Origin of the sequence: Mesorhizobium sp. CU3 (assembly GCF_006442965.1) — a bacterium.
Lineage (GTDB): Bacteria > Pseudomonadota > Alphaproteobacteria > Rhizobiales > Rhizobiaceae > Mesorhizobium.
Map to the genome: position 1 here is coordinate 1 of NZ_VFWX01000030.1, position 24,353 is coordinate 24,353.

General features: G+C 61.5%; 25 protein-coding genes, 3 tRNA genes and 1 pseudogene. 19 read left to right on the forward strand and 10 right to left on the reverse strand.

Annotated features, from left to right (window positions below; translation table 11 throughout):
* The 3 genes from FJ988_RS30050 to FJ988_RS30065 all read right to left on the reverse strand — a co-directional run.
* Nucleotides 1-573, reverse strand: a 573-nt coding sequence (locus tag FJ988_RS30050) for an NAD kinase (protein WP_140822904.1), incomplete at its 3' end; no start/stop codon positions are given.
* Between the two features lie 554 nt (nucleotides 574-1,127).
* On the reverse strand, nucleotides 1,128-2,312 hold the full coding sequence (glf, locus tag FJ988_RS30060) for a UDP-galactopyranose mutase (RefSeq protein ID WP_140822906.1): 1,185 nt from the start codon (nucleotides 2,310-2,312) through the stop codon (nucleotides 1,128-1,130).
* A complete protein-coding gene (locus tag FJ988_RS30065) occupies nucleotides 2,306-3,253 on the reverse strand; it encodes a hypothetical protein (protein WP_140822908.1) in 948 nt (315 codons plus the stop codon). Before FJ988_RS30065 ends, glf begins: the two co-directional genes overlap by 7 nt.
* 502 nt (nucleotides 3,254-3,755) lie before the next feature.
* On the opposite strand from FJ988_RS30065, the gene FJ988_RS30070 reads away from it, so the two are divergent.
* From FJ988_RS30070 to FJ988_RS30100, 7 genes and pseudogenes are all read left to right on the forward strand, one after another.
* On the forward strand, nucleotides 3,756-4,850 hold the full coding sequence (locus FJ988_RS30070; protein WP_140822958.1) for an ABC transporter ATP-binding protein: 1,095 nt from the start codon (nucleotides 3,756-3,758) through the stop codon (nucleotides 4,848-4,850).
* Nucleotides 4,851-4,853: 3 nt separating this feature from the next.
* The gene (locus tag FJ988_RS30075) at nucleotides 4,854-5,774 is read left to right on the forward strand and encodes an ABC transporter permease (RefSeq protein WP_140822910.1); all 921 of its coding nucleotides are present in this window, start codon (nucleotides 4,854-4,856) and stop codon (nucleotides 5,772-5,774) included.
* Nucleotides 5,767-6,567 carry an ABC transporter permease gene (locus FJ988_RS30080; protein WP_140822912.1) on the forward strand — a complete coding sequence of 267 codons (801 nt, stop codon included), beginning with the start codon at nucleotides 5,767-5,769 and terminating at the stop codon, nucleotides 6,565-6,567. Before FJ988_RS30075 ends, FJ988_RS30080 begins: the two co-directional genes overlap by 8 nt.
* Nucleotides 6,568-6,606: 39 nt before the next feature.
* A complete protein-coding gene (locus tag FJ988_RS30085) occupies nucleotides 6,607-7,641 on the forward strand; it encodes an extracellular solute-binding protein (protein ID WP_140822914.1) in 1,035 nt (344 codons plus the stop codon).
* 92 nt (nucleotides 7,642-7,733) lie between these two features.
* Entirely contained in the window at nucleotides 7,734-9,161 is a 1,428-nt protein-coding gene (locus FJ988_RS30090; protein ID WP_140822916.1) for an amidase, read from the forward strand.
* Nucleotides 9,162-9,239: 78 nt separating this feature from the next.
* On the forward strand, nucleotides 9,240-9,938 hold the full coding sequence (locus FJ988_RS30095) for a TetR/AcrR family transcriptional regulator (protein ID WP_140822918.1): 699 nt from the start codon (nucleotides 9,240-9,242) through the stop codon (nucleotides 9,936-9,938).
* Nucleotides 9,939-9,956: 18 nt separating this feature from the next.
* Nucleotides 9,957-10,139, forward strand: a pseudogene (locus tag FJ988_RS30100) (TetR/AcrR family transcriptional regulator); the annotation flags it as partial.
* Between the two features lie 87 nt (nucleotides 10,140-10,226).
* On the opposite strand, the gene FJ988_RS30105 reads toward FJ988_RS30100, so the two are convergent.
* Entirely contained in the window at nucleotides 10,227-11,453 is a 1,227-nt protein-coding gene (locus tag FJ988_RS30105) for a glycosyltransferase family 87 protein (RefSeq protein ID WP_140822920.1), read from the reverse strand.
* Nucleotides 11,454-11,629: 176 nt separating this feature from the next.
* Nucleotides 11,630-11,705, reverse strand: a tRNA-Thr gene (locus tag FJ988_RS30110).
* A 158-nt stretch (nucleotides 11,706-11,863) separates the two neighbouring features.
* Here FJ988_RS30110 and FJ988_RS30115 point away from each other — a divergent pair.
* The 3 genes from FJ988_RS30115 to FJ988_RS30125 all read left to right on the forward strand — a co-directional run bounded on the left by FJ988_RS30115 (nucleotide 11,864) and on the right by FJ988_RS30125 (nucleotide 12,934).
* On the forward strand, nucleotides 11,864-12,031 hold the full coding sequence (locus tag FJ988_RS30115; RefSeq protein ID WP_140822922.1) for a hypothetical protein: 168 nt from the start codon (nucleotides 11,864-11,866) through the stop codon (nucleotides 12,029-12,031).
* 170 nt (nucleotides 12,032-12,201) lie between these two features.
* Entirely contained in the window at nucleotides 12,202-12,420 is a 219-nt protein-coding gene (locus tag FJ988_RS30120; RefSeq protein WP_140822925.1) for a hypothetical protein, read from the forward strand.
* Nucleotides 12,421-12,622: 202 nt separating this feature from the next.
* A complete protein-coding gene (locus tag FJ988_RS30125) occupies nucleotides 12,623-12,934 on the forward strand; it encodes a BA14K family protein (RefSeq protein WP_140822927.1) in 312 nt (103 codons plus the stop codon).
* Between the two features lie 115 nt (nucleotides 12,935-13,049).
* Here FJ988_RS30125 and FJ988_RS30130 read toward each other — a convergent pair whose 3' ends face one another.
* Nucleotides 13,050-13,574 (reverse strand): hypothetical protein, encoded by a 525-nt coding sequence (locus FJ988_RS30130; protein WP_246688702.1) that lies wholly within the window; start codon nucleotides 13,572-13,574, stop codon nucleotides 13,050-13,052.
* Between the two features lie 87 nt (nucleotides 13,575-13,661).
* Here FJ988_RS30130 and FJ988_RS30135 point away from each other — a divergent pair, with 87 nt between their 5' ends.
* The gene (locus FJ988_RS30135) at nucleotides 13,662-14,018 is read left to right on the forward strand and encodes a hypothetical protein (protein ID WP_140822929.1); all 357 of its coding nucleotides are present in this window, start codon (nucleotides 13,662-13,664) and stop codon (nucleotides 14,016-14,018) included.
* A 26-nt stretch (nucleotides 14,019-14,044) separates the two neighbouring features.
* Here FJ988_RS30135 and bhcR read toward each other — a convergent pair whose 3' ends face one another.
* Entirely contained in the window at nucleotides 14,045-14,866 is an 822-nt protein-coding gene (gene bhcR, locus FJ988_RS30140) for an HTH-type transcriptional regulator BhcR (RefSeq protein ID WP_140822962.1), read from the reverse strand.
* A gap of 203 nt (nucleotides 14,867-15,069) precedes the next feature.
* Here bhcR and gcl point away from each other — a divergent pair, with 203 nt between their 5' ends.
* The 3 genes from gcl to FJ988_RS30155 all read left to right on the forward strand — a co-directional run bounded on the left by gcl (nucleotide 15,070) and on the right by FJ988_RS30155 (nucleotide 18,700).
* Nucleotides 15,070-16,851, forward strand: coding sequence for a glyoxylate carboligase (gene gcl, locus FJ988_RS30145; RefSeq protein ID WP_140822931.1), 1,782 nt, complete (start codon nucleotides 15,070-15,072; stop codon nucleotides 16,849-16,851).
* A gap of 24 nt (nucleotides 16,852-16,875) precedes the next feature.
* On the forward strand, nucleotides 16,876-17,673 hold the full coding sequence (hyi, locus tag FJ988_RS30150) for a hydroxypyruvate isomerase (RefSeq protein WP_140822933.1): 798 nt from the start codon (nucleotides 16,876-16,878) through the stop codon (nucleotides 17,671-17,673).
* A gap of 109 nt (nucleotides 17,674-17,782) precedes the next feature.
* Entirely contained in the window at nucleotides 17,783-18,700 is a 918-nt protein-coding gene (locus tag FJ988_RS30155; protein ID WP_140822936.1) for a 2-hydroxy-3-oxopropionate reductase, read from the forward strand.
* A gap of 94 nt (nucleotides 18,701-18,794) precedes the next feature.
* Here the strand turns inward: FJ988_RS30155 and FJ988_RS30160 are convergent, their stop codons facing one another.
* Nucleotides 18,795-19,643 (reverse strand): RNA methyltransferase, encoded by an 849-nt coding sequence (locus FJ988_RS30160; RefSeq protein ID WP_140822938.1) that lies wholly within the window; start codon nucleotides 19,641-19,643, stop codon nucleotides 18,795-18,797.
* 200 nt (nucleotides 19,644-19,843) lie between these two features.
* Here FJ988_RS30160 and FJ988_RS30165 point away from each other — a divergent pair.
* Both FJ988_RS30165 and FJ988_RS30170 read left to right on the forward strand, forming a co-directional pair.
* Nucleotides 19,844-19,928, forward strand: a tRNA-Tyr gene (locus FJ988_RS30165).
* 89 nt (nucleotides 19,929-20,017) lie between these two features.
* A tRNA-Gly gene (locus FJ988_RS30170) sits at nucleotides 20,018-20,091 on the forward strand.
* A gap of 73 nt (nucleotides 20,092-20,164) precedes the next feature.
* Here FJ988_RS30170 and FJ988_RS30175 read toward each other — a convergent pair.
* Entirely contained in the window at nucleotides 20,165-20,620 is a 456-nt protein-coding gene (locus FJ988_RS30175) for a YidB family protein (protein WP_140822940.1), read from the reverse strand.
* Between the two features lie 127 nt (nucleotides 20,621-20,747).
* Here FJ988_RS30175 and FJ988_RS30180 point away from each other — a divergent pair, with 127 nt between their 5' ends.
* Both FJ988_RS30180 and FJ988_RS30185 read left to right on the forward strand, forming a co-directional pair.
* Nucleotides 20,748-21,005, forward strand: coding sequence for a GlsB/YeaQ/YmgE family stress response membrane protein (locus FJ988_RS30180; RefSeq protein WP_140822942.1), 258 nt, complete (start codon nucleotides 20,748-20,750; stop codon nucleotides 21,003-21,005).
* A 112-nt stretch (nucleotides 21,006-21,117) separates the two neighbouring features.
* Nucleotides 21,118-21,924, forward strand: coding sequence for a sulfotransferase family 2 domain-containing protein (locus FJ988_RS30185; RefSeq protein ID WP_140822944.1), 807 nt, complete (start codon nucleotides 21,118-21,120; stop codon nucleotides 21,922-21,924).
* A gap of 17 nt (nucleotides 21,925-21,941) precedes the next feature.
* Here the strand turns inward: FJ988_RS30185 and FJ988_RS30190 are convergent, their stop codons facing one another.
* Nucleotides 21,942-22,829, reverse strand: a complete 888-nt coding sequence (locus tag FJ988_RS30190) for a DMT family transporter (protein WP_140822946.1) — start codon at nucleotides 22,827-22,829, stop codon at nucleotides 21,942-21,944.
* Between the two features lie 229 nt (nucleotides 22,830-23,058).
* Here FJ988_RS30190 and tuf point away from each other — a divergent pair, with 229 nt between their 5' ends.
* Entirely contained in the window at nucleotides 23,059-24,234 is a 1,176-nt protein-coding gene (tuf, locus tag FJ988_RS30195) for an elongation factor Tu (RefSeq protein ID WP_112099610.1), read from the forward strand.
* The last annotated feature ends 119 nt before the right edge of the window (nucleotides 24,235-24,353 follow it).

The window sequence follows — 24,353 nt, forward strand, 5'->3', positions numbered from 1 at the left end:
GGCGCGGCCCGCGGGGGGCGGCCGGAACGGGCTGACCGGCGTCAGGGCGAGAAGCGGTGCGTCGAGCGGCAGGATGGGCCCATGCGCTGACAGATTATAGGCGGTGGAGCCAGCCGGGGTGGCGATCATGACGCCGTCGCAATTCAGCTCCTCCAGCCGCACCTGGCCGTCCACCGTGATGCGGATCTTTGCCGTCTGGTAGGACTGGCGCCAGAGCGCGACCTCGTTGATCGCCGGCGCCGAGACGGACTCGCCGTCATGCGTCTCGGCGACCATTTCGAGCGGACGGATGGTTTCGGCGACGGCGGCGGCGACCCGCTCCTCCAGCCCGCCGGCGCGGTATTCGTTCATCAGGAAGCCGATGGTGCCACGGTTCATGCCGTAGACTTTCTTGCCGGTGCTCATCGTGTCGCGAAGCGTTTGCAAAAGGAACCCGTCGCCGCCGAGCGCAATGACAATCTCGGCTTCGCCGAGCGGCAACTGGCCGTAGCGCGCGGAGAGCGTCTCCAGCGCCGCCCGGGCGTCGTCGGTGTCGGATGAGACGAAGGCGAAACGGCTGGCGGCTGTGCTCATGGCTCCCGGAGGGCGGCCGCTTGCAAGTGCCGCGCCGGCGACGGCGTAGCATGCGTCACCCGCATCTGTGAAGGGCAGGGCGACGCCCAGTTTGACGGGCTCGGGCAGCTTGATCGCGCTTCGTGACAATCGCGTTACGAATGTGATGACGTCAATGGTTAAGATGCTGCTTAAACACTCGTCAAGACACGAGGATCATGTTAGCCCGCAATGGATGGGTTGGCGGGGGCTGACCAGTCGAGAGACCTGTCTATTGCCAGTAACGCGTCTGATCATAATCTTCCTGATGATGGGAAGCTTTGCCGTGATGTTCGCTGAACTCGTTCGGCACACCGAAGAGATGAGCAGGCGTCCCCATGCGACGGCTACCGAATGCGGCGATGCTACCGGGACGCCTTGTCCGCAACGGGCATTGTAGCCGGCACGACATTCACCAGATATGCGGCGTGGACGGCACGCGATCTTGTCGGTCGCGGGCTGAAGCCGACGTTCGGTGAATTGAACGGGATCTCCCCTCAATCCGTTTTGCAGGCATTGGCGAGGTTCAGCAGAGGTTAAGAAAGCCGGCCCCTCACCGACACCGTTTCCGAGCGTCCTTCGAAATACGGCACGAAGACGGTCTCGAATGCCTTGAGCGCCGCGCCGATTGCCTGGTGCATGTCGAGATAGCGGTATGTTCCGAGCCGGCCGCCGAAATGGATGTTTTTCTCCTGGCTGCGGGCGCGCGCCTGATATCGCTCATAGATTTGCTGGTCGGCGCGCGTATCGATCGGGTAGTAGGGCTCGTCGCCGCGACGGGCGAAACGCGAAAATTCGCGGCCGATCAACGTCTTGTCGCTGCTTAGTTCGCGCTCGGGATTGAAATGCCTGAACTCGACGATGCGCGTGTAGGGCACGGCCTCGTCGGCGAAATTCATGATCGCGGTGCCCTGGTAGTCCGGCGTATCCAAATGCTCGAGTTCGATATCGATCGTCCGCCACCCGAGGTCTCCTTCGGCATAGTCGAAGTAACGGTCGATGGCGCCTGTGTAGGCGATGGGCATGTTTTCGGGCAGCGACCCCTTGATGTCGAAGAAGTCGACGCCCGTCCTGGTCTCGATCAGCGGATGCGCAAGCATTTTCTCGAAGATCGCGGTATAGCCGTCGAGCGGCTGTCCCTGGAAGCGGTCGTTGAAATAGCCGTCCTCGAATGTGTAGCGCACCGGCAAGCGCGCAATGATCTGCGGCGGAAGCTCGCGCGGGTCGGTCTGCCATTGCTTGGCCGTGTAGCCTTTGATGAACGCCTCGTAGAGCGGGCGCCCGACAAGCGAGATGGCTTTCTCCTCCAAGTTGGCCGGCGGCCGGTCTCCAAGTTCGGCGGCTTGCTCGACGATCATCGCTCGCGCCTGATCGGGGCTGAGCCGCCTGCCGAAGAATTGGCAGATCGTCGCCAGGTTGATTGGCAGCGAATAGACCTGGTCGCGATAGGACGAAAACGCCCGATGCCGATAGGAACTGAACCGCGTGAACAGTTGCAGATAGTCCCAGACCTCCCTGTTCGACGTATGGAAGAGGTGGGGGCCGTAGCGATGGATCTCGGCTCCGGTCGCAGGATCTGGTTCGGTGTAGGCGTTACCGCCTATGTGGGCGCGCCGGTCGATCACCAGCACGCGGCGGCCCAGCCTTGTCGCAATACGCTCGGCAAGCGTCGCGCCATAGAATCCGGCGCCGACGATGAGAAGATCGGTGCCGTTCAACATGCCGTCGCCTGATTGTTGGTGCGGGCGGCAGGCAGGTCGAGCACGATGGTCGAAAGTTCTGCAGCCTTGGAGCGTTGCCAGCGGACATGCCGCCACAGTGTCTTGATCGGTCTACGCAAACTCACCCTGAACGCCTTCAGCCCGAAGGCATAGTCCAGAGCCATGCGAACGCCGATCGCGGTCTTCGATCGCCAGAGGCAGCCCTTTCTATCCACGGCCTCATAGGAGATCGGATAAAACACTCCATCGAGGTCGTACTTGGCCCGCAGTTGCATGTACTCCGCTTCGCGCGTCAGTCCGCTTTGCTGCATGGCCTTGGCGAGCGCGGTCCCGACGGGGCGCGTGTGGCGAACCGAGAGACTGTCGAACACCGCGGACTTGCGTCGATTGTCGGTGGCAAGACGTGTCCAGAGCTTGTCGAGCCCGAACCCGCTCATTGAATCCTCGAAGAGAGGAAGCACCTTGGCCAGCAGGTCGGCCTTGATGCACGGAGCCATGATCTCGACCTTGTCCACGAAGCGCAGCTCGAAGCTGTCGCACCGCATGAGCGGCAAATGCGAAAAATAGCTGTCGAGTGTCAGGGAGGGTTGCGCGACATCGAGGTCGAAGCGGCGCATGTTTGCAAAAACGCCCTCGATCGTTTTGCGATCGGTTTCAAGATCGTCATCCGGCAGCCAGAAATACCGGTAGCGCTGCAGCAGATCCGGCTGCTGGCTGAACAGCGCAAAGAGGCCGTCCCACTTCCCGCCCTTCCGATCCACGCGTCTTTCATATGGCAGGCGAAAGGCCGATGGATCGGACCCATAGTAACTTACGATCAGGTCGAATCTGCATCCGGGCTCGTCAGCGCCCCAACCACGGTGCAATGAGCTGTCGCCGGCTCTGACGATCACAAGATTGCCGTGGTCGACCGAAACAGGAGAATTGGCGACGAGATTCATACGTCGTTTGGCTGCTTTTCTGTCTTGCTGCTTTGTTGATTTGTCGCATTACATCAAACTCGGCCGCTTCAAAAGGTTCCGTACGCCAAGGCAACAAACACCTTCCGTTACGCAGATTATATTATACATTACTAATATACTTCGATGTCAGTAACTGTTGAAGCGGGCAGTGGTCGTGTCTATCCGGGGCAGGCATCTGCCTTGCCGGTCGAACGTCCTGGACTGTCGTCTATTTCTTTAGGGGACAGCTCTGTTTGTGCCCGGCAGGGCATCGGCGGTTCGCCGAGCAGAAGCCTGAAATCCACCGTGACAAGCGGGATGGGTATGGGCCTCCGTTCGGTCATGTCTTCGATAGGGTTGCGGTTTCAAGCCCCGATGCACCGCCACTCGGTGCATGCCGAAAAGATATTGACTGTATATTTAGTCATAGTTATTTTTGGTCAAAGAGACCGAGCTGGCCAGCCGTGATTCCGTCGGTGAATGGCCACCAGGAGAGGGGAATATGTTGCGAGCCACACAACCCGCCATCGAGGCGAGGGGCGTCACGAGACTGTTCGCGGGCACGGGCCAGAACGCTATCAGGGCTCTGGACAACGTCTCGGTCTCCATCAGCGAAAATGAATTCTTCACGCTGCTCGGCCCGTCGGGCTGCGGGAAGACCACGCTGCTGAGATTGATTGCGGGTTTCGATTTCCCCACCGCCGGCGAAATCCTGCTGCACGGCCAGGATATCGCGCAGCTGCCACCCTACAAACGCCCGGTGAATACCGTCTTCCAGAGCTACGCGCTGTTCCCGCACATGACAGTGGCCGAAAACATCGGTTTTGGCCTGAAGATGCTGGGCAAGCCGAAGGCTTTTATCGACGCCCGTGTCGACGCGATGCTCAGGCTCGTCCACATGGAAGCGTTGCGCAACCGTCGCACCAGCCAGATCTCAGGCGGCCAGCAGCAGCGCGTAGCGCTTGCGCGGGCGCTCGCGCCGCAACCGAAAGTGCTTCTGCTCGACGAGCCGCTGTCGGCCCTGGATTACAAGCTGCGCAAGGAAATGCAGATCGAGTTGAAACGCTTGCAGCACGAGACCGGCATCACCTTCATCTTCGTCACCCACGACCAGGAAGAGGCGCTGACCATGTCGGACAGGATCGCGGTGATGTCGGCCGGCAGAATCCGTCAGGTCGGCACGCCCGGGGACATTTACGGCAGGCCGGCCGAACGCTTCGTGGCCAATTTCATCGGCGAGACGAACTTCCTCACGGCGGCCATCACCGTCACCGGCGATTGCAAGGTACGTGCAACGCTGCAATCCGGCGCCACGATCGATGCGACCGTGGCCGAAGGATTTCAGCCGAATGGCAGCGCCACAATCGTCGTCAGGCCTGAACACGCCAGGTTGATCAGTGGGGCAGGCGATCTGTCGGGAACGGTCGACAACATTGTCTATTTCGGTACCGACACGAATATCCACGTCCACCTGGATGGCGGCGAGGCCTTCACCGTCCGACAGCAGAACGCGCGCAGCGCAAGCTGCGGTTTCCAGCGCGGCGACAGAGTCGGTATTTCGATCGGCAACAACGTCGCGCAAGTGCTGAGAGATTAGCTCATGGCAAACGCGAGCGAAGTCGCCGAAAAGGCAGAACGTGACGATATCCGGTCACGCTGGCTGCTCTCCGCTCCGGCGCTGCTGATCGTTTTCCTTGCCGCGGTCGGTCCGCTGCTGATCGTCGTCGTCTATTCATTCCTGACGCCAGGCAATTACGGCGACGTGAAGTGGCAGTTCTCCATCGACGCCTGGGTGAACGTGCTGCTCGAGCGCGATGTCTTCGACGACACACTATCGCTCGCCGGCGCGCATCTGTTGATATTCTGGCGCTCGGTGTCGCTGTCGGCCCTCACGACGATCCTCACTCTGATCTTCGGCTTTCCGACCGCCTACTTCATCGCTACCCGACCCGAAGGCCGGCGCGAAATCTGGCTGTTCCTCATCACAATTCCGTTCTGGACGAACCTTCTGATCCGAACCTTTGCGGTGGAAGAGGTGCTGCGAAACGACGGCATCATCAATTCGACGCTTCAACTGCTCGGTATCACCGACCATCCCGTCCAGCTCCTGTACACGAACTTCGCCGTCCTGCTCGGGATGGTCTATGTATTCCTGCCGCTGATGGTGCTGCCGCTCTATGCCAGCATGGAGAAGATAGATTTCCGTCTGGTCGAGGCCGCCTACGATCTCTATGCGACGCGCTTCCAGGTGCTTCGGCGCATCATCATCCCGCTGGTCAAGCCGGGCGTCGTGGCAGGCTCCATCCTCGTCTTCATTCCTTCGCTCGGCGCCTATGTGACGCCACGCGTGCTGGGCGGCGGCACCAATCTGATGATCGGCAATCTGATCGAGTTGCAATTCGGTCAGGGTCGAAACTGGCCGCTGGGCGCCGCGCTATCGATCTCGTTGATGGCGATAGTGATGGTGGCATTGCTGGTCTACGTCCGCAACACGACACGGTTGGATGGCGACCATGGTTAAGCGCTTCGATGTTCGCCAGCAGACCGGTTTCGTCACCATGGCGATCCTATGTTTCGTCCTGCTTTATCTGCCGATCGTGACGCTCGTCGTCTACGCGTTCAACAACAACGATTCGCTCTCGATCTGGAAAGGTTTTTCGCTGCGCTGGTTCCACGTCGCGTGGAACAACACGCTGGTAATCGAGTCCTCGATCCGATCTTTCCAGATCGCCAGCGTCGCCGCAATTCTAGCCACGGTGGCAGCAACGATGGCAGCGTTGGCGACGACACGGACCAGGCCGTATCCGGGGCTGACCTTCAAATACGCCGTCATCAACCAGCCGCTGATGGTGCCGGAGATCGTCACGGCGGTGGCACTGCTGATCGTGTTCTCGCGCATCAAGATCTGGACCGGCTATTCTGGCCTTGGCTATCTGATCGCAGCGCACACCGCCTTCTGCGTGCCTTTCGCCTATCTGCCGATCCGGGCGCGCCTCGAAAACATGGACCTGTCGCTTGAGACGGCGGCGTCCGATCTCTACGCGACGCCATCACGGACCTTCCGGCACGTGACTTTCCCGCTGCTGTGGCCCGGCATCCTGGCGGGGCTGATGCTAGCCTTCGTCGTGTCGCTCGATGACGTCGTCATAACCGAATTCATCAAGTCGGGCGGCCAGGACACGTTGCCGACCTACATGCTCGGCCAGATCCGGCGAGGCGTCACACCCGAAGTCAACGCTATCTCGACGGTCTTTCTAGCGCTGTCGGTCGGTATCGTCACGGTTTTCTTCTTTGTCAGCAGGAAACGGACCTGAGGCCATTTTGACCGCTGGTCCCAACAATGGGAGCAAGACATGAACTGGAAACTGAGCGCTACGGCCATCGGGCTTTCGCTGCTGGCCGCTACGGGCGCGGCTCGAGCCGACGGCGAGCTCAACATTTACAATTGGGGTAACTACACCAGCCCCGACCTGATCAAGAAATTCGAGGAGACCTACAAGGTCAAGGTCACCATCACCGACTTCGATTCCAATGATACCGCGCTCGCCAAGGTTCGGCAGGGCGGAGCCGGCTACGACATTGTCGTGCCCTCGGCCAGCGTCATCCCGATCTGGATCAGTGAGGGATTGCTGCTTGAGACCGATCCAAGCAAGATGGAGAATTTCAAGAATATGGATCCGAAATGGGTCGATGTTCCTTTCGATCCCGGCCACAAATACACTGTGCCATGGCAGTGGGGTACGACTGGTGTATCGGTCAACAAATCCGTCTATTCCGGCGATATCAATACATCAGCAATTTTTCTCGACCCGCCGCCCGAGCTTGTCGGCAAGATCAATGTCGTGCCTGAAATGGGTGACATCATGTACCTCGCCATCGCCTATGAAGGCGGCGAGTATTGTACCGATGACAAGCAACTCCTGAAGAAGGTGCGCGACAAGCTGGTCGAGGCGAAGGCGAAATGGCTTTCGTTTGACTATGGCGCCGTCGATGGCCTGGGCAAGGGCGACATAGCGGCCGGCGTCAACTGGAACGGCATTTCGCTGCGCCAGCGGCTGCAAAACGACAAGATCGCCTATGGATACCCAAAGGAAGGCTATCCGATCTGGATGGACAATGTCGCTGTTCTCAAGGACGCCAAAAATGTCGAGAACGCAAAACTGTTCCAGAACTTCATCATGGCCCCTGAGAACGCCGCTTTGATCTCGGCCTTCGCCCGCTATGGCAACGGCATCAAGGGATCCGAGGCCTTCATGCCCGCGGACATGACGGAAGCGCCGGAATTGAATGTTCCGGCCGAATTCGCCGCCAAGGGCAAATTCATGCAGACCTGCTCGCCGGAAGTGCAGGCGCTCTACACGAGAATCTGGACAGAGCTGCAAAAATAGACGCCGGGCATATCCAGCAACAAATGCCGGGCTGCGAGGCGGCCCGGCTCTCCTTCGCTCCAAGCGCGATCCAGCCATCGCGGGAGAGTTTCATGACCGATCTCGATCTCTGCTACATGCCGGCCAGCGAAGCGCTGCGGCGGTTCAAAGCAAAAACCCTTTCGCCCGTCGAACTGATGCAGGCAACCATCGACCGCGCGGTGGCGACTAAGGCGTCGATCAACTGCTTTACCTTCGAGCATTTCGACGAGGCGATGGCGCTGGCCATAAAGGCCGAGGCGAAATACGCCAAAGGTGCAAGGACCGGAGCGCTCGAGGGGCTGCCGATCGGCATCAAGGACGAGAGTTACATAAAGGGCAAACCGACCTCTCACGGTTCGCTGCTCTCCAGGGACGCCATCGGCGGCCATACGTCGACGACAAACGAGCGCATCATCAAAGCCGGCGGCATCGTGCACGCACGTACGGCAACGCCGGAATTCTGTTGTGCCGGCTATACCTGGTCGCGGCGATGGGGCGTCACCCGCAATCCGTGGAACCCCAATTTCACACCTGGCGGCTCGTCCGGCGGGGCGGCTGCAACATTGGCATCTGGGACATCTTCGATCGCAACCGGTTCGGATATTGGCGGATCGATCCGCATTCCGGCGTCGGCCTGCGGTCTCGTCGGCTACAAGCCGCCTTACGGCCGCAATCCCGACGAGCCGCCCTTCAACCTCGATTTCTACTGCCACACAGGCCCGCTTGCACGAAATGTCAGGGACGCCATCCTGCTGCAGAATGTCATGGCCGGACCGAGCACGCTCGACATCGCCACGCTGCGCCCGAAACTGCGCCTGCCGCTCGAGTACAAGCCGATCAAGGGCTGGAAAATTGCCTTCTCGATGGACCTGGGCTCCTTTGAGGTTGACCCTGAAGTGCGCAGGAACACCCTTGCGGCCTGCGACGTTTTCCGGTCGCTGGGGGCATCGGTCGAGGAAGTCGATCTCGGCTGGGGTGAAGAGGTACTGAAGGCCGGCATGGCCTATCTGGAACATCTCTTCGGCGGCTCACTGTCGCAACTTCTCGATGAGCATGGCAGCGAGATGACGAGCTATGCCCGGAAATTCGCCGAGAGCGGGCGAACTTCAAAGGCCGCGGACTTTGTCGCAAGCCTCGATGTGGCGGCCCGGATGTACCGGACGCTCGGTCCATTGCTGGAAAAGTACGACGTGCTCATCTGTCCAACCAACGCTATCCCGGCAGTGCCGGCCGATTTCGACCAGACCCGCGATACCGTCGAGATCAACGGCAAGACAGTGAACCCGTCGCTCGGTTGGGCAATGACCACGCCTTTCAACATGATGAGCCGTTGTCCGGTTCTCTCCCTGCCTTCGGGCCGGGCGGCAAACGGCGTGCCGACCGGTATCCAGATCGTCGGCCGCACCTACTGCGATGCTGACGTTTTCAGGGCGGCGTTGGCCTATGAAACGGCGCAAGGCCAATGGTACACGGATGCAAAGACACGTCCGCCGCGTTGAGCGTCGCATGGCGCTTGATCTCCTGGCCCGGTAATGATGGCGCGGAGATTCGACGCGGGTTCGAGAGGGCCGAATGAAATGGCGCAGCGCAGGGCGAACGCCGAAGTGCAGAAACTGAAGGCAGCGACGGTCAAGGGCATCTCCGCTAATGCCGCGCCGAAGGACCGCCGTCGAGAGCGCGGCGAGGCGAGTGTCCAGCGCATCATCGATGCCACCATCGACCTGATCGCCGAGGAAGGCCTGGCGAGCGTCACCATGCAGCGCATCGCCGAACAGGTTGGCTCATCCAACGCGCTGGTCGTTTTCCATTTCCGCAACAAGGAGAATCTGTTTCGGGCCGTCCTGCAGTACCTCAGCGACCGCTACGACGAATTATGGGCAAGCCTGGTGCGCGCGGCTGGATTGTCGCCGGTGGAGAGGATGATGGGCGCGGTGGAGTGCGCGCAACGTTTTGCCCAGCAGCATCCGAGCTGGGTTTCGGTTTTTGTCGTCTTCTCCAGCGATCGCAAAAGCATGCAGCTCTATACCGAAATCGGGCTGCCCGGCGATCTTACCTACACCGCCGAGGCGCGTGAGCTGCTCGTCGAGATTTCGATTAGCGGCGGCTATACCGGCGTCGACATACACACCCTGTCGGAGAGCCTGAACTACCTGGTTCATGGAGCCTGGTATTGGGATCACCTGAACCCTTCCGGCCGTGACACCAACGTGCTGCGCAAGACGACGCTGCTGCTGTTGCATCAGGCGTTTCCGCGGCATTTCGAATTGGTGCCTTGATCCGGGTCACCGCCGAAGATGGCAGCCGGCCTGCCGTTTCTGCGCCAGGCGGACCGGCACCGTCGCATCATCTATGCGGCCACCGCGCTTTTTCGCGAGGCAGGCTATGAAGGCGCCAAGATGGAGGCGATCGCCGCGCAAGACGAGGTCTCGATCGGCACCATCTATGATTACTGCCAGAACAAGGGCGACATCCTCGGCGTAGGGCGGCGATACGACGGCAGAACAGGATATTGGTGACGGCGATCGGCATGGCATGACGAGGCGAGCCGCCATCCGGCGGCAGGGTCAGCGTGGCATCGACGGCAATGCGCCGGTCGCCGCGACAGGGTCCTGTCTCGCGTTGGGCCATGCGCGACGCAAGATCAGCGCCAAGAAGACGATCATCGCGATCTGTCCGACAGGAATGAAAGTCGCCATGGTCAGGTCACGGGCCAACAACGGTGTGGCCCAGATCACCGCAAGGGTCGTTTTCTCCCAGGGCGCAAAACCTTTTTCCAGCCTATGGGCGATAACGAAAGCCAAGGCCGGCCCGAGCAGCATCATGTCATAGTCCAGCGCATAGGGTGTCGACAGAAGAGCGCCGGTCATCAAGGCGGCCGCCGCCAGCCGGCGGTCGACGCGGGCAAACCACATCCAGGCGATGATCGCGGCGCAACCAAAAGTAGAGATAGCCTGCACGCCATAGGCGAGCGGGATCGAGCCGCCCCACATGCGCACCGCTGAGAAAATGGTTTGAATCTTATACCAGCCAGTTGCGCCTTGTTCGGAAATGACGACGCGCGAGAAATGCATCATATCGAAGAAACCGCGCCAGGTTTCCCAACCGAAGGCCCACACCGTTGCCAGGGTCATCGCGACGATCGTTGCGCCCGCGGCAACGATCGCGCGCCAGTGGCCACCGGCGAGAAGCGCGATGGGAATGAGCAGACCGAACTGCGGCTTATAGGCGAGCAAGCCAAACAGGATACCGGCCACGACCGGCCGCCGCTCCAGCGCCAACAATGCCAGACCCATCAAGCCGGCACTCAGAAAGCCGTTGTGTCCATGGCCGACATTGATGAAGACCGCGGGAAAAGCCGCCGCCACCAACAGGCAGTCCTGGATGGGCACAATGCGACGTACCGCCGTCAGGTAGAGCAGCAAGGTCGACGCCTGCCACAACAGCAGCGATAAGGCATAGGGGAACAGGGCGAAGAACGCGGCGACGACCAGGAAGTAAGGCGGATAGCCCCAGTGAAAGAAGCCCGACGTTGGCGAGAAATACTCTTGCTGCCGGCGTAGATGCGCCGCGTTGTCGAAGGGCTTTTCCGGATGACCTTCAAGCACGAAGCGCCCTGCCGTCCAGACTTGCGAATAGTCAGTGCCCAAGGGACGATCAAAACGATCGACGCGCCCGTTCGAGGTCGCGAACAGGAAGCCCATCATCAGGACATAAAAGGTCAGCAAAGTGACAGCGATGATGCGGACCCGTTCCCGGGTCAGCCAATCGCCCGTGCGCAGATGTTCGAGCATGATCCGGGTCCAGCATCGGCACGGCCGACAGCCAAAACTGCATCGTTTTGCCTAAGATTCTGTTGACGGGTAAAACGGTGAGGAGCCTAGCGTTGCGCCTTAGCGTCGAAGCGGCGCGCAGCATCGACTGGATCATTCGGCCTTGCCGGAACGCAAGGCTTCTCGGGGCGAAGGAATGGTGCCCCCGGCAGGGATCGAACCCGCGACCTTCGGTTTACAAAACCGCTGCTCTACCAGCTGAGCTACAAGGGCATGGTGCTCCGGTAGCATATTTCCTACGCCAGTAAAGATAAAACTCCGTTTCGGGTTGCTGATGACCCCCCTCGGCCGCGCTCAGGTCATGGTGATGAAAACCGACGGTTGGCTTCCTACATCTCGTGCAGGTGCAACTGCATCGAACGGGGTGCCGCATGATCAGGTTCGTCATCATCCTGCCGCTTGTCGTCGTGGCCTGGCTTCTCCTGGTGAAGGCCATCGGCGATTTGAAGAAGGCCAACATCGATTGGACCGGCGTCGCCACCTTCATCGGCTTCATCGTGCTGGCGTTCTGGCTGCGGCATGTCACCGGGATGGGGTGAAGTGAGTGAGTAGGGAATAGTCAGTAGTGAATACGAGGCTCCGTCGGTGTTAGCCACTGACTACTCACTAACCACTACTCACTCAAACCCTTCGAACCTTTTGCAGCTCCGCCACGACTGATCTCCCGAGAGGCGAATGGTCGCCTCGATCAAGGATCCAGGAGATCATCATGTTGAAGCGTACACTGACGTCGGGCCTCATTGCCGTTTTCGTCGCCACCGGCGCGCTCGCCGCCACGGTCGAAACGTCCTCGGCTCATGGCAACCATCATCACCACCACCACAAGCATCATCATCACCACGATCATCACGGCAAGCCGTGGTGGTGGTGGCACCACAATCACCATCACAAGCATCACCACCACGGCAAGGTGATCATCTTCCTCTGACGAGAAGACCATTTGTCTTCGAAGGGCGGCCTGAGGGCCGCCCTTTTCGTATTCAGGAACTGGTCCAATCGGCGACCGAAAGCGCGCGCCAAAGGCTCGACGAAAAAAATCCAAAAAAATCTTCGAACCTTTTTCTTGGACGCCGCGACCCATGATCAAGAGGCGGATGGTTCGCCTCCCCCGCGAAACCAAGGAGATTATTATGTTCAAGCGCACCATCGTTTCCGCCCTCATCGCCAGCACCGTCGCCGCCGGCTCGCTCGTCGGGACAGTCCAGCCTTCGGCTGCCAATCCCTGGCATCACCATCACAATCGCGAGCTCGGCATCGGCATCGCCGCGGGCGTCGGCGGCTTCGTGCTCGGCAGCCTGCTCGCGCAGCAGCCACGTACGGTCTATGTCGAAGACGACTACGAATCGATCCACATCCGCCGCTGCTACGCTCGCTACGCGACCTACGATGCAGGCTCGGACACCTATATGAGCTACGATGGCCCGCGCACCTGCAGGCTGTAAGCGAGAACGAGCCGACGACAGGAAAGAGGGGCTGCGCTCAGCCCCTTTTCTTGTTAAGCCTCACTGGCGGACGCGAGGGCAAAGCCCGATCCGAACTGGCGTCCTTGATGCGTCTTCAGGCCTTCTGGTCGGCGGCGGGCACTGCAAGGCCGGCATCGCGGCATGTGCCGGCAACCCGAGACCTGGCATTCGGCGAGCCGTCGTCGATCGCCACCAGCTCGAAGCTGTTTCCGGCATCCGGGTAGACCTTTGCCGAGAAAACCTTGTCGCCGCCGGCCTTGTCGTTGACGGAGCCGCACACAACGATCTCCTGGCGGCCGTCCAGGGTCCGCTCGCCGGCGAGCATGCTGCCGAATCTGGCGGCGAGGGGATTGTTCAAGTGCGGCCGCACACCAGCGGTGACAATTTCCTCCAATGCCAGCGAGATCGGCATAGGGTCGACGCGCTGGCTCGCCGCATCCGGCTGAGGTGCCCGAGGTGGTGGCGTCGCCGCGCAGCCGCAAAGCGTCGCGAGGAGCAAAAGCCGGACCGTTTTCCGCATGCACGCCCTTTCATACGCCTGCTGGAGCAATTCCAGGAAAAGTGTGTAGCGGTTTTCCGCGCGGAATTGCGTCAAAACAAAGAGATAGAGCAGCGGCAAGACGGTGCAGTCCATGGGACCGGCGGTGTACAGCGATTTTGCAAGCGTCTAATCTGGCCTCGACGGCCAATGCGAGGGGAGGGTGGCTTGGACGAGCAGGCTCCGAAGGAAGAACTGGTCGAGACGACGTTTCGCAACGGCACCGTGACCACGGTCGGCATTCTGCTTGCATTCTCGCTGGGCTTCATTACCCATTGGGCCGCCAATCCGATCCCTTGGCAGGCCTATCATCTGATCGCCGTGCTGCCGATCCTGGTCGGCATCGCGCTGCAGATGCGGGCGCTTGCCATGCTGCTCGACATCAAATCCCTGCAGCGCCGCATTTTCGAACGCGCCAACCGCATCTTCATCACCGGGCTTGTCTTCACGGCGTGTGGCGTGGGCGGCGCGATTCTGCTCGACTTCTTCGCCATAGCGACCAGGAGCGCCTTGCCGGGCGGCTGATCGTGAGAAATCGCAGGGCGATTTTCTCAGCCTGCCTTCGCGCCGCCGATCATCTTGGTCACTTCCGTCGCGGCCTCGCGCACCAGCGGGCCGATCTCGGCCAGCCGCTCGGGCGTGACCCGGACCGTCGGGCCGGACACCGAAACGCCGCCGATCGGCTCGCCATATTCGTTGAAGATCGCGGCGGCCACGCAGCGCATGCCGGGATGGCGTTCCTCGTCGTCGACCGACCAGCCGCGATGCTTGATGGTGGCAAGATCGTGGGCGAGGGCCGAAATGTCGGACAGCGTCTTGTCGGTATAGCGTTGCAGGCCGGCCTTGCGCAGGATCGCCGCGACCCGTTCCGGTTCGAGATGCGCCAGCACCGCCTTGCCGATACCGGACGCATGGAACGGGCTGCGTGTGCCCGGCCGGAAGAAGGCGCGGATCGCCTGATGCGTCTCGACCTGGCTGACGAAGACGACGCAATCGTCCTCGGCGACACCGAGATTGGCGGTCTCGCCGGTCCTTTCCATAAGCTCCTGCATGACGATGCGGGCGCGGTCGACAAGCTTTCTGCGGCGCAGGAAGGCGGCGCCCATCCGATAAGTCTCGACGCCGACGGACCAGAGCTGGTCGGTCGTGTCGAATTCGACCATGCCGTGGTTCTCAAGCGTCGTCAGCATCCGGTAGGCGGTGGAGGCGGCGATCCCGCTTTGCGCCGCGATTTCGCTGAGCGACAGGCCGCTTGATTCAGCCACGATCGCCAGGATGCGCAGCGCCCGGTCGAGCGACTGCACCGAAGCCGCTTCCGAAGGGCCGTTGAAAGCGCGCGGCCTGCCGCGCTGGCGTTTCTCGGTGGTTTCCATGCCCGCCATTCTCGCCCATTTCTCGCAGCGTGCAATGAAAAAGTTTTTCATCGATTTATCAGGGTGAATTTCTGGAAAACGGAAAACCACATAAAATCAATGCATAGTGCGTGTTTTCTAGAAATGAAAAAATATTCTGAAAAAATTGAAAAATCGAAACCGCTTTGGCATTGTCAAGCCAACCAACGAAATGGAGGCTTGCTATGGCCAGGATGCGCGCCGTCGACGCGGCGGTTCTCGTTCTCGAAAAGGAAGGCATCACAAATGCCTTCGGCGTGCCGGGCGCGGCGATCAACCCGCTCTATTCGGCGCTCAAGGCGCGCGGCACCATCCGCCACGTGCTGGCACGCCATGTCGAGGGCGCCTCGCATATGGCCGAAGGCTATACCCGCGCCAAGGCCGGCAATATCGGGCTCTGCATCGGCACCTCCGGTCCGGCCGGCACCGACATGATCACCGGCCTCTATTCGGCTTCGGCCGACTCCATTCCGATCCTCTGTATCACCGGCCAGGCGCCTCGCGCCCGGCTGAACAAGGAAGACTTCCAGGCGGTCGACATCGCTTCCATTGCGGCGCCCGTCGCCAAATGGGCGGTCACGGTCATGGAGCCCTATCTGGTGCCTATGGCGCTGCAGAAGGCGTTCCATCTGATGCGTTCCTCGCGGCCGGGTCCGGTGCTGATCGACCTGCCGCTCGACGTCCAGCTTGCCGAGATCGAATTCGACATCGACGCCTATGAGCCGCTCGCCCCCTTCAAGCCGGCGATGACGCGCGTCCAGGCTGAGAAGGCGCTTGCGATGCTCAACGAAGCGGAAAAGCCGCTGATCGTCGCCGGTGGCGGCATCATCAATGCCGATGCCTCGGACCTTTTGATCGAATTCGCCGAGATCACCGGCGTTCCGGTCATCCCGACGCTTATGGGCTGGGGCGCGATCCCCGACGACCACCGGCTGATGGCTGGCATGTGCGGCCTGCAGACCTCGCACCGCTACGGCAATGCGACAATGCTGGCGGCCGACTTCGTCTTCGGCATCGGCAACCGCTGGGCCAACCGCCACACCGGCTCGGTCGACGTCTACACCAAGGGCAAGAAGTTCATCCATGTCGACATCGAGCCAACCCAGATCGGCCGTGTCTTCGCGCCGGACCTCGGCGTCGTCTCGGATGCGGGCGCGGCGCTGAAGATCCTGCTCGACGTCGCCACCGAATGGCGCACGGCCGGCAAGCTGCGCGACTGGTCGGGCTGGGCCAAGGAATGCCAGGGCCGCAAGAAGACCATGAAGCGCAAGACGCATTTCGAGCAGGTGCCGCTGAAGCCGCAGCGCGTCTATGAGGAGATGAACAAGGCCTTCGGCCGCGACACCACCTATGTCACCACCATCGGCCTGTCGCAGATCGCCGGCGCGCAGTTCCTGCATGTCTACAAGCCGCGCAACTGGATCAATTGCGGCCAGGCCGGCCCGCTTGGCTGGACGCTGCCGGCAGCACTCGGCGTGCGGGCGGCAGATCCGGACCGCGCCATCGTCGCGCTCTCCGGCGACTATGATTTCCAGTTCATGATCGAGGAACTGGCGGTGGGCGCGCAGCACAAGCTGCCCTACATCCATGTCGTCGTGAACAATGCCTATCTCGGCCTCATCCGCCAGGCGCAGCGCGGTTTTTCGATGGATTACGAGGTCAGCCTTGCCTTCGAGAACGTCAACCGCAAGGACGATCCCGAGGCGGGTTACGGCGTCGACCATGTCGCCGTCGCCGAGGCGATGGGCTGCAAGGCGGTCCGCGTGAGGAAGCCGGAAGAGTTCGCCGGCGCCTTCAAGGAAGCGCAGCGGCTGATGAAGGAGCACCAGGTGCCGGTCGTTCTCGAATTCATCCTCGAGCGCGTCACCAACATTTCGATGGGCACGGAAATCGACAAGATCACGGAATTCGAGGACCTTGCCGAAAGTCACGAAGATGCGCCGACCGCCATCGTGATGTTGGATTAAGCTGAGCGGAAAAGGAGAAGAAGAATGCCGCGTTTTTCAGCCAATTTGTCGATGCTCTTCGGCGAGCACGACTTCCTCGACCGCTTCGACGCCGCCGCCCGCGCCGGCTTCAAGGGCGTCGAATATATCGGGCCATATGACAATGCGCCTGATGTGGTCGCCGCGCGCCTGAAGAAGAACGGCCTCAGCCAAGTGCTGTTCAACCTGCCGGCCGGCGACTGGGGTAGGGGCGAGCGGGGCATCGCGGTGCTGCCCGATCGCGTGCCGGAATTCCGCCAAGGCGTCGCCAAGGCGATCAGCTACGCCCATGCGCTGGGCTGCGAGCAGATCAACTGCCTTGCCGGCATCGCGCCGCAGGGCGCCGACCGGACCGTGCTGGAAAACGTCTTCGCCGAAAACCTCGCCTTCGCGGCGGAAAAACTGGAGCAGGCCGGCATCAAGCTGTTGATCGAGCCGATCAACACCCGCGACATCCCGGGCTTTTTCCTCAATTATTCGGATCAGGCGCTGGCGCTGATCGACCGCGTCGGCTCCAAGAACATCTACCTGCAATACGACATCTACCACATGCAGATCATGGAGGGGGATCTCGCCCGGACCATCGAGGCCAATCTTCCCCGCATCGCGCATATCCAGCTTGCGGACAATCCCGGCCGTCACGAGCCGGGGACGGGCGAGATCAACTATCCCTTCCTCTACGACCATATCGACCGGCTCGGCTATTCCGGCTGGATCGGCGCCGAATACAAGCCGAAGGCCGGTACGGAACAGGGGCTAGGCTGGTTCCAGGAGATTGCGGGACAAGGGAGTGCGGCGGCCTGACAGCTTCCTTCTCCCCGTCTCTATACGGGGAGAAGGTGCCGGCAGGCGGATGAGGGGCAGCGCCGGCCTTGCGACAAATTTAAGCGAAGAATCCCAAGGAGCAAAAACAATGGAAACCATCGGCTTCATAGGCCTCGGCATCATGGGCGCGCCGATGGCTGGGCATCTGCTCGACGCCGGCTACGCGGTCGTCGCCAGCGACCATCGCTCGAAACCGCCGGCCGACCTCGTCGCCAAAGGTCTCAAATCCGTCACCGGCCACAATGCGGTGGCCAAGGCCGCCGACATCATCATAACCATGGTGCCGGACACCCCGCAGGTTGCCGACGTTCTTTTCGGCGAGAACGGCGTCGCTTCGGGCCTGTCCAAGGGCAAGCTCGTCATCGACATGAGCTCGATCTCGCCGATCGCCACCAAGGAATTCGCGAAGAAGATCAACGACCTCGGCTGCGACTATCTCGATGCGCCGGTCTCCGGCGGCGAGGTCGGCGCCAAGGCTGCCTCGCTCACCGTCATGGTCGGTGGCGACGAAAAGGCGTTCGAGCGCGCCAGGCCGGTGTTCGAGAAGATGGGCAAGAACATCACGCTGGTCGGTCCGAACGGCGTCGGCCAGACTACCAAGGTCGCCAACCAGATCGTGGTGGCGCTGACCATCGAGGCGGTAGGCGAGGCTCTCGTCTTCGCATCGAAGGCAGGCGCCGATCCGGCCAAGGTCAGGCAGGCGCTGATGGGCGGGCTCGCGGCTTCCCGTATCCTCGAAGTGCATGGCGAGCGTATGATCAAGCGAACCTTCGCGCCGGGCTTCCGCATCGAACTGCACCAGAAGGACCTCAATTTGGCGCTGGAAGGCGCCAAGGCGCTCGGCGTTGCGTTGCCCAACACCTCGACGACGCAGCAGCTTTTCAACTCCTGCGCGGCCAATGGCGGGGCCAAGGAGGATCACTCGGCTCTCGTCAGGGCGCTGGAGCGGATGGCGGGCCACGATGTCGCCGAAGTGCCGGCACAGGCCAAGGGCAAAGCAGCTTAGGTCAGGAGAGGGCGGCTCAACGTTCCCACGCCGCCAGCTCTTTTCCTGTCTGGGAACGGGTTCCTGCCTCGCCGGGCGGAACCCGTTCGTCGTTTCAGCCGCGCTTCAGATAAGCGCGTGCGGCGTAGAGGCTCACCGCAGCAGCGTTGGAAACGTTCAGCGAGCGGATGGCGCCGGGCATGTCGAGGCGGGCGAGCGCCGTCACCGTTTCGCGCGTTTTCTGGCGCAGCCCCTTGCCCTCGGCGCCCAGAACCAGGGCGATCTTGCCGCCGGAGAAAGTCTTCTCCAATTCGGCCGGCCCGTCGGAATCGAGCCCGATCGTCTGGAAGCCGGCCCCGTGCAATTGGCCCAGCGCGTCGGCTAGGTTCTTCACCTCGATCTGGTCGATGTGCTCCAACGCGCCGGACGCAGCCTTGGCCAGCACGCCCGATTCCTGCGGGCTGTGGCGGGCCGTGGTGATCAGCGCACCGGCGCCGAAGGCAACCGCCGAGCGCAGGATCGCGCCGACATTGTGCGGATCGGTGACCTGGTCCAGCACCAGCACCAGGCTGGTGTCGCCCAGCGCGTCAAGGCGCTTGGCCTTGAGCGGCTCGGCCTCGATCAGCAGGCCCTGATGCACGGCGTCCGATCCTGTGATCCGATCTATGTCCTTCGGCTCGACCAGTTCGGCCTTGAAGGGCAGGGCGGCGAGGTCGCCGATCGCCAGCCGTTCGGCGGCATTGCGCGTCACCAGCATTTTTTTGATCTTGCGCCGCGGATTGTCGAGCGCCGCCCGCACCGTGTGCAGACCATAGAGCCGCACCAGGCCGTCGGCCGGGGCTTCGCCCGGCGCCACCGGCTGGCGCGGCCGGAATGCCGGCGCGCCGCCGGCCTTCTGGTCGCGGTGCGCGCGCCGCAGCTTGGCGTAATGCGTGTCTTTCGGGGTGCCTGGCTTGTCGCTCATTCGGCCTCTATAGCCGGCCCGTCCGGCTAAGGATACGGGCTGCGGCAAGGAATGCCGAACAAGGTCTGAAAAACCGCCGCCGCGCCGGTTGACACCCACGGGCCTTGCCGCCATAAGGCGCTTCGCTGATTTCGGAGAAGATCACTACTCGGGCTCCGGATCGGCGAAAATGCCTCGTTGCATGGCTCCGGCGGCAGACTGGAGAGGTGCCCGAGTGGTTAAAGGGGACGGACTGTAAATCCGTTGGCTTAGCCTACGTTGGTTCGAATCCAACCCTCTCCACCACTGCCGGCCCGGATGCCCTGAACGAGAAAAGTCTCGGACCGAAAAGTGCATGGCGCTTTTCGGGTGAATCCGGTACTTCAGTGTAAGGCGCGGGTATAGCTCAGTGGTAGAGCAGCAGCCTTCCAAGCTGAATATGCGGGTTCGATTCCCGCTACCCGCTCCAGATTTACTCTCGATAGCCTGACACGAAAACGCCGCGCACCGTGGCGCGCGGCGCGTTCGCTTGTCCTTGCCGCTTAGCTGTTGAAAGCCGAGGCGACCTGGTGGTTCTGCGGGATCTGGCCGTTCGGCGTCAGCTTGTCGACGATGCCGGGCAGCGCCGTCGACAATTGTTGCAGCAACTCCTGCTCGTTGAGGCCGGTACGCTGCGCAATTTCGTGGATCACCGCCGGACCGAGCGCGGAACCGAGATCGCCGGGATTGATCGACTGGTTCTGGCCGTTGCCGACCCAGGAATCGGCGACGTTGCCATGGCCGGCATCCTTCAGCTTGTCGAGCAGGCCGCCGAGACCGCCGAGCAGCCCGCCATCGGCCGAAGCGCCGGTGTCGGCAGGCGTCGGCGCGGGAGCTTGCGGCGCGGCCGGCTCTTCGCCTCTGCCGCTCAGCATCTTGCCGACCAGAAGTGCGCCGAGCGCGATCATCAGGGGTTTGGTGATATTGCCGCCAGGAACGGCATTGTCAAAAAGGCCCATAGTGGATCTCCTTATCCAACCAAGTCCGCCCACACCAGAATGGCGCAAACGAGCGGAATATCAAGCTGTCTTGAGCTTTTGACAATCATATGAAAATCTCTGCGGCGGCGGGGAATTGGAGGGAAAAATGGGCATCATTAGCTGGATCATCCTGGGCCTTATCGCTGGCTTCATCGGCAGCAAGATCGTCAACAAGACCGGTCAGGGCATGATTATGGACATCGTGCTCGGCATCGTCGGCGCCATCGTCGGCGGCGTGATCTTCAGTCAGATCTTCGGCTCGGGCATCACCGGTCTCAACATCTGGAGCCTGATCGTGGCTGTCGCCGGTTCCGTCATCGTACTCTGGGCCTATCACCAGATATCCGGCAAGCGATCGCTATAGAGCTGGGAAGGCCTTTTTCGCCGCCGCGCCGGACTGGCGCCGGTCTGCCTGTTGCCAAGCTTTCCAAACCATGGTCGCATCCTTGTGCGGGATCGACGGGGGCTGACCAGTTATGGCGATAGAGATCGAAGGGCTTTCGCTTACCTATTATCCGGTTCCGAAAAGCGGCACCAGCAGCGTCAAATACGCGCTGATGGCTTTGGGCGGCAAGGCGGCAGCACTCTCCGATCCGGACAACGACGTCCATGACCACCTGTCCACCAACTGGGTCGATCCGTTCTCACCCGTCTATGATGGGCTCGGCGGCAAGTTCACCATCGTGCGCGATCCGCTTGAGCGGCTGCTTTCGGCCTATTCCAGCCGGATCGTAGACGCCGACGTTCTGACGCGGTCGTCGGCTAAGACGCAGAAGCTCAAGGAATTCGGGCTGCCGACAGACCCGGATTTCGAAACCTTCGTTTCGAATGTCGACAAATACAGCGCCTGCTCCTGGGAGATCGAATTCCATATCGCCTCGCCGCGCCATTTTCTTGGATCGAGCCTGTTCCTGTTCGAACATGTCTTCAGGTTCGAGGAAATCGACAAGGTCGGAGCATTCTTGTCTTCGGTCAGCGGCAAGGCGATCGAAATGCCGCGCCTGCAAGCGGCGAGAGCCAGGCTCACCCCCACGGACCTGTCGCCCGTCGCCCTGGCCAAGGCGATGCGTTTTTGCCGTTACGATTACGGATTTCTGGTCGACTATTACGACCCGACGAAATGGGGAGGCATCCCAGATGGCGATCCCGGCGAGACGTCCTCGCTGCATGTCCTGCGCGACCCCACGGCGGACAGGGATGGCCGCCTGGTCTATCCACGTACGCTGCGCAACCTGATCGATTTCGTCGCTCGGCGACCTTTGCAGAGCCGGATCGGTCGGTAGCTTCCGAGGCGAATTCCTCAGGCAACCACGGCGAGTCGCCGTCGCCTTTCATCGAGCGAGACGATGGCAAGGCCGCTGCCGATCACGAGCAGGATGCCGCAGACGGCAAGCGCGTTCGGGAATTGCCCGAACACCAGAAGGCCGGAGATGACCGCCCAGACGGTGAAGCAGTAATAGAAGGGCGCCACCGCGCTCGGCGGTCCGATGCGATAAGCCATGAAGATGAAGAAATGGCCGAAGATCAGGAAAAACCCCGCCCCGGCGATCAAGAGCAGGTGGCGCGCCTCGGGCGCCACCCATTCTTCCGACACGATATGCGCCGCGCCCGAGCCGATCAACACCACCACGACGGCGGAGATCGCCACGATCATGCCTGGAACGCCGGCGTCGATCCTGCGACCGGCGAGATCGCGCGCGGCGGCAAGCGCTGCGTTGCCGAGCGCCAGCAGGGCGTAGACGGAAATCCCCTGCATCGTGGGCTGCGCCACCATCACGGCGCCGATGAAGCCCAGGCCGATCAATACCATGCGCGTGGCCCCGATCTTCTCGCCGAACAGCAGCGAGGAACCGACCAGCACGATCAGCGGCGTGACCTGGCCGAGCGCCGTCGAATCGGCGATCTGCATGTTGGCGAGCGCCACGACGTAGCAAAGGATCGCCGCCAGTTCGCAAAGATTGCGGCTGAGCACCTTGCGCTCGAAGATGAGCGGGATCTGCCGGCCGTAGCCGAGCATCAAAAGCAGCGGTATGCCCCAGACCGTCGCGGCCGCGCCGCGCAGTAGAAGCACCTCATAGGGCGGCAGGCCCTCGGTCGCGAGCTTCATCATCGTGTCGTTGACGAGGTATGAGCCCGTCGAGACGATCATGAACAGCGGACCGCGGATGTTTGCCGGAATGAACTGCATGGAATGAAGAAATCAGAGTGGCAACCAGCCGGCAATGGGCCAGTCCGGGGCGCCATTTGATTTTGTCCGCAGCATCCCTATATGCGCGCCACACCCGCCTGAAATCGACCTCCGTTCCGGTCGCGCGAGACGACGCCCAGCCACAAGGCACTTGTGTTTTTCGGCCGTTGTCGCTAATCGCCCCGCATTCGGCAGAACTCAAGGTCAAGCCCGCCCAAGGAAAGAGACTATGGCAAAAGGTAAATTCGAGCGCACCAAGCCGCATGTGAACATTGGCACGATCGGCCACGTCGATCATGGCAAGACGTCGCTGACGGCGGCGATCACGAAGTATTTTGGCGAATACAAGCGCTATGACCAGATCGACGCAGCACCTGAAGAGAAGGCGCGCGGCATCACGATCTCGACGGCGCACGTCGAGTATGAGACGGCCAACCGTCACTATGCCCACGTCGACTGCCCCGGCCACGCCGACTATGTGAAGAACATGATCACCGGCGCTGCCCAGATGGACGGCGCGATCCTGGTTGTGTCGGCCGCCGACGGCCCGATGCCGCAGACCCGCGAGCACATCCTGCTTGCCCGTCAGGTCGGCGTGCCGTCGATCGTTGTGTTTTTGAACAAGGTCGACCAGGTCGACGACGCCGAGCTGCTCGAGCTGGTCGAGCTCGAGGTTCGCGAGCTTCTGTCGAAGAACGAGTTCCCCGGCGACGACATTCCGATCGTCAAGGGCTCGGCGCTGGCTGCTCTGGAAGATTCGAACAAGACCATCGGCGAGGACGCCATCCGCGAGCTGATGGCTCAGGTCGACGCCTACATCCCGACGCCGGTTCGTCCGCTGGACAAGCCGTTCCTGATGCCGATCGAAGACGTGTTCTCGATCTCGGGCCGCGGCACGGTGGTGACCGGCCGCGTCGAGCGCGGCATCGTCAAGGTCGGCGAGGAACTGGAGATCGTCGGCATCCGTCCGACCACCAAGACGACCTGCACGGGCGTGGAAATGTTCCGCAAGCTGCTCGACCAGGGCCAGGCCGGCGACAACATCGGCGCGCTGCTGCGCGGCGTCGACCGTGAAGGTGTGGAGCGCGGCCAGGTTCTGGCCAAGCCCGGTTCGGTGAAGCCGCACAAGAAGTTCGTGGCCGAAGCCTACATCCTGACCAAGGACGAGGGCGGCCGTCACACGCCGTTCTTCACCAACTACCGTCCGCAGTTCTACTTCCGCACGACGGACGTGACGGGCATCGTGACGCTGCCGGCCGGCACCGAGATGGTGATGCCCGGCGACAACATCACCGTCGACGTCGAGCTGATCGTGCCGATCGCCATGGAAGAGAAGCTGCGCTTCGCCATCCGTGAAGGCGGCCGCACCGTCGGTGCCGGCATCGTCGTCACCATCAAGGAATAATCGATCCGGCATTGCCGGTTCGACAAGGAAAGGGCGGCCTTCGGGCTGCCCTTTTTCGTTTTGGAAACAGTAGCGGGCGAGCCTTCCAAATTTTGTTGCAAGCACAGTATCGACAACTA